The organism is Thiomicrospira sp. (genome assembly GCF_036568485.1).
Lineage (GTDB): Bacteria > Pseudomonadota > Gammaproteobacteria > Thiomicrospirales > Thiomicrospiraceae > Thiomicrospira.
Genome location: NZ_DATCSL010000091.1, coordinates 1 through 3,607 on the forward strand (window position 1 = coordinate 1; position 3,607 = coordinate 3,607).

At 46.3% G+C, this 3,607-nt stretch carries 3 protein-coding genes and 1 tRNA gene; 1 reads left to right on the plus strand and 3 read right to left on the minus strand.

All coding sequences use genetic code 11. From position 1 onward, the window contains the following. The first annotated feature begins 9 nt into the window (after positions 1 to 9). Positions 10 to 85 (plus strand) — tRNA-Asn (locus VIM91_RS09385). Positions 86 to 196: 111 nt separating this feature from the next. Here the strand turns inward: VIM91_RS09385 and VIM91_RS09390 are convergent. From VIM91_RS09390 to VIM91_RS09400, 3 genes are all read right to left on the minus strand, one after another. Then, on the minus strand, positions 197 to 616 hold the full coding sequence (locus VIM91_RS09390; protein WP_331864567.1) for a secondary thiamine-phosphate synthase enzyme YjbQ: 420 nt from the start codon (positions 614 to 616) through the stop codon (positions 197 to 199). Positions 617 to 625: 9 nt separating this feature from the next. Next, positions 626 to 1,543, minus strand: coding sequence for a DMT family transporter (locus tag VIM91_RS09395; protein ID WP_331864568.1), 918 nt, complete (start codon positions 1,541 to 1,543; stop codon positions 626 to 628). Between the two features lie 131 nt (positions 1,544 to 1,674). Then, positions 1,675 to 3,607: PAS domain S-box protein (locus tag VIM91_RS09400; RefSeq protein WP_331864569.1), on the minus strand; the 1,933-nt coding region annotated here is incomplete at its 5' end.

The following is a 3,607-nucleotide window of genomic DNA, read 5'->3' on the forward strand; positions in this document are numbered from 1 at the left end:
GTCTACCATTCCCGATTAGTTCAGTTGGTAGAACACCGGACTGTTAATCCGTATGTCGCTGGTTCGAGTCCAGCATCGGGAGCCAGATACTAAAGCCAGATTTTTCAATAACTTAGCGTTAATTGAAGTCTGGCTTTTTTATTGCCCAAAACGTGCTGATGTAGCCAAAATTGTAGCTAGCCCGCTCAGGTTAGCACTATTCGCCTTGTATCGTTACGACCAGTTGACGCTCAAAACGCTCGGTGCGGTGTTCGTATAAAAACAAGCCTTGCCATGTGCCTAAATTCAACTGCCCATTTGTTACAGGTATTGTGTGACTGGTGTCGGTCATGATCGTGCGAATATGCCCGCTCATATCATCATCCCCTTCATAGTTATGTCGGTATTTTGGATCGCCATCGGTAATACGCGAAGCCAGCCAGTATTCAATATCGTCCCTTACTGTCGGATCGGCGTTTTCCGTAATGATCAGCGAGGCGGAGGTATGTTGAATAAATACATGACATGTGCCTGTTTTGATCCCTGACTGGCTGAGTGCTTGATTAATTTTTGCCGTGATATTTTGGGTGCCGCGCTGATGGGTTGGAATTTGAAGTTGGGTTTGATAAACCGTCATAATTCTGCCTCACATTGGATTTCTGATTAAGGATTGTCGGCGATGACGGTGTCGCCCCCACAACACCAGTCCCAGTCCGCCGATCATTAAAAGCGCCGCCAACATAAAATGGAGTGTAATGGGCTCTGCAATCAACCAAGCGGCGCCAAACGCGGCCATCAAAGGCACCAATAATTGGCTAGCCGAGGCGAGACTTGAGGAGATGCTTGGCAGGGCCTTGTACCATAGAATATAGCCTAAACCGGAGGTAATCGCGCCAGAGAAGACCGCCAAGATAATACCTTCGGTGGTTAAATGCATAAACGGAATAAACAGCAAGCTCGACACGGCAACCCAAGGCAAGGTTCGGTAAAAATTATAAGCCGTGTCGCTGAGCGGGTTTTTAGAGCGCCGCCCATTTAGACTATATAGCGCCCAGGTATAAGCCGAGATACACATCACCACCAGGCCCCACCAAGATGGCGTGGTTAACTTGGGATAAACCAAATACGCTAAGCCGATTAACGCCAGTGCCACCCCTACCCATTCGGCGCCATGCAAACGGTCCCCGGCACGCAAGGCGTAACCGATCATGGTTAATTGCACCACCGCCGCCAACAATAACGCCCCAGTTGCGGTGCTGATTTCGATATAGCCGTAAGAAAAGGTAATCGCGTAAATAAACAAAATCATTGCGGCGCGCCAACTGCCTTTTGAAACCTGGTTCATTTCAACACCAGGCCTGGTACTTGAACGTTTCTGCCACCAAACCAAACTCATAACCAACCATAGCATCATCGCGCCCGACGCCAACCTTAAACTGGTAAAACTCACCGGATCAATCCAGCCCGCCTCCAGTGCCCAGCGACAAATCACAGCATTAGCGGCAAACGCAACTAAAGCTGATAACGTAAAAAAAGTTGTTTGAAAAAACAATACAGGCGTCACAATCGGGGATGTCCTAAAAAATGGCGGTTGAATAAAGCAGCTTATTTTAACCGATCACCGATTCGCTTTTTTAAATAGTCTAGCGAACTGACCACCAGGCCTGGTGGTTAAGAGTAAGTTTTTGCGTTTCACTATGCACAGGGTATATCTATCCAAAAGGTGGTGCAGCTTGAACCCGGCTCGGTGCGAGATGTCACGCCGATTTCGCCGCCCATTCGCTCGATCAGTGTTTTGCTGATGGAAAGCCCAATGCCGGAGCCTTCAATCGCACTTCCTTGCTGACCCAGACGTTCAAACGGGGTAAAGAGTTTTTTGATTTTTTCGCTGGGAATCCCTATGCCGTTATCGATCACGCTTAGGCGTACAAATTTCGCATTCGTTTGGGCTTGCAGTTTTAATTGACCCTTGGTTTGATTGTATTTTATGCCATTCGACATCAAGTTGAGAATTACTTGTTTAAGGCGCAAGCGATCGGCTTTGACCTTAAATTCTGCTGGCAAATCAAGAATCAATTCGAGCTTTTTATTGAGTGCTTGTGGCCGCAACAAACTTAAACATTCGTTTAGTGTTTTATTGAGTGATACGTTTTCGATAGCAAGCTCTATCTGACCGGATTCAATACTGGCAAAGTCCAGAATTTGATTAATAAGTTCTAATAAATGTTTGCCTGCTTGAATAATCTCGTTCAAGCTATCTTTTTGCAGTTCATTGAGGTGCTGATCTTTATGTAGCACTTGAGCAAAACCCAAAATAGAGTTAAGTGGCGTGCGCAACTCATGACTCATACTAGACAAAAACTCGGTTTTCGCTTGGCTGGCATGCTCGGCTTCTTCAATCGCCTGACGCAATTGCGATTGCTGTTGCAATAAATCCTGTTCAGCCTGTTTAAGCTCGGTAACATCCTGCACCGTTCCAACCAAATAAAGCGGTTCACCGTTTTTATCCAGTTGCATTTCTGCCAGCTCATGCACAATACGCACGCTGCCATCCGGACGAATGATGCGATGCACGACATCATACACCCCTGTGTGACGGGCTTGCATATGACTCTGTTCGACTAAAACTTGATCGTCCTCAGGCACCGATTGCATAAACAACTCAACACTGGGCGTCACCTTGGAGTCAAAGCCAAAAATATCGTAAATCACCCCCGACCAACTCAACTCACCCGTTTGCAGATTAGCACGCCAGTGCCCTAATCTAGCACGTTTTTGGGCTTGTTTAAGTTGACGGCGTCGCTCATGCAGTTCAAGTTCAGCGCGTTTTTTCGCATCGATATCAATGACCACGCCTAACATACGCAATGGTTTTCCCTGCTCATCGTAAACAACATCACCACGCTCTTGCACCCAATACTCTTCGCCATTAGCGCGGATAATTCTGTGTTCAATATCGTAAGTTTTACGTTGCTCCACACACTGTTTAACGGCTTCAGCGACCATCGCTTGGTCATCGACATGAATACGTTGAGTAAATTCATCAATCGTTAGTTGCATGTTCTCTGGAGCCAAGCCAAAAATATCCGCTGCACCATTTGACCAAAACAACTGGTCGGTAAGCATATCCCACTCCCAAGAGCCGATATGCGCAAACTCTTGGCTGCGGCGTAGTCTGTCTATTAGCGTGCTCAATTGTGCTTCATAAGTTTTGCGTTCGGAGACATCACGCATGATCAAAATCATTTGCGACTCACCATCAATTTCGATTTGACTTAAACTCAGTTCGAGCGGAAACACTTCACCGTTTAAACGAATACCTAAGCGTTCCTCTCTTAAACTAGAAACCTGACTCAGTTTCTGTTCAAACTGGATGTGATCCGAGTCGTTAAGAGGATCAAAGAAGGGTTTAACCAACAGCTGGTCAACACTTTGACCAATTAATTGTTCAAGTTTATAACCAAACAAGGTTTCGCTGGCGGGGTTAGCGCCTAAAATAGTGCCATCGGCTTTAATCGACACGATGGCATCCATCTCGGTTTTTAAAATAGCATCCAAACGTCTTTGGCGTTTTTCGGCCAGTTTGGCTTGGCGCAATATGTTGTTTAACGCCAGCTTGTCTTCAACC

Coding starts and splice junctions, on each gene's coding strand:
- VIM91_RS09390 (WP_331864567.1), bottom strand. CDS start 616: ATGACGGTTTATCAAACCCAACTTCAAATTCCAACCCATCAGCGCGGC.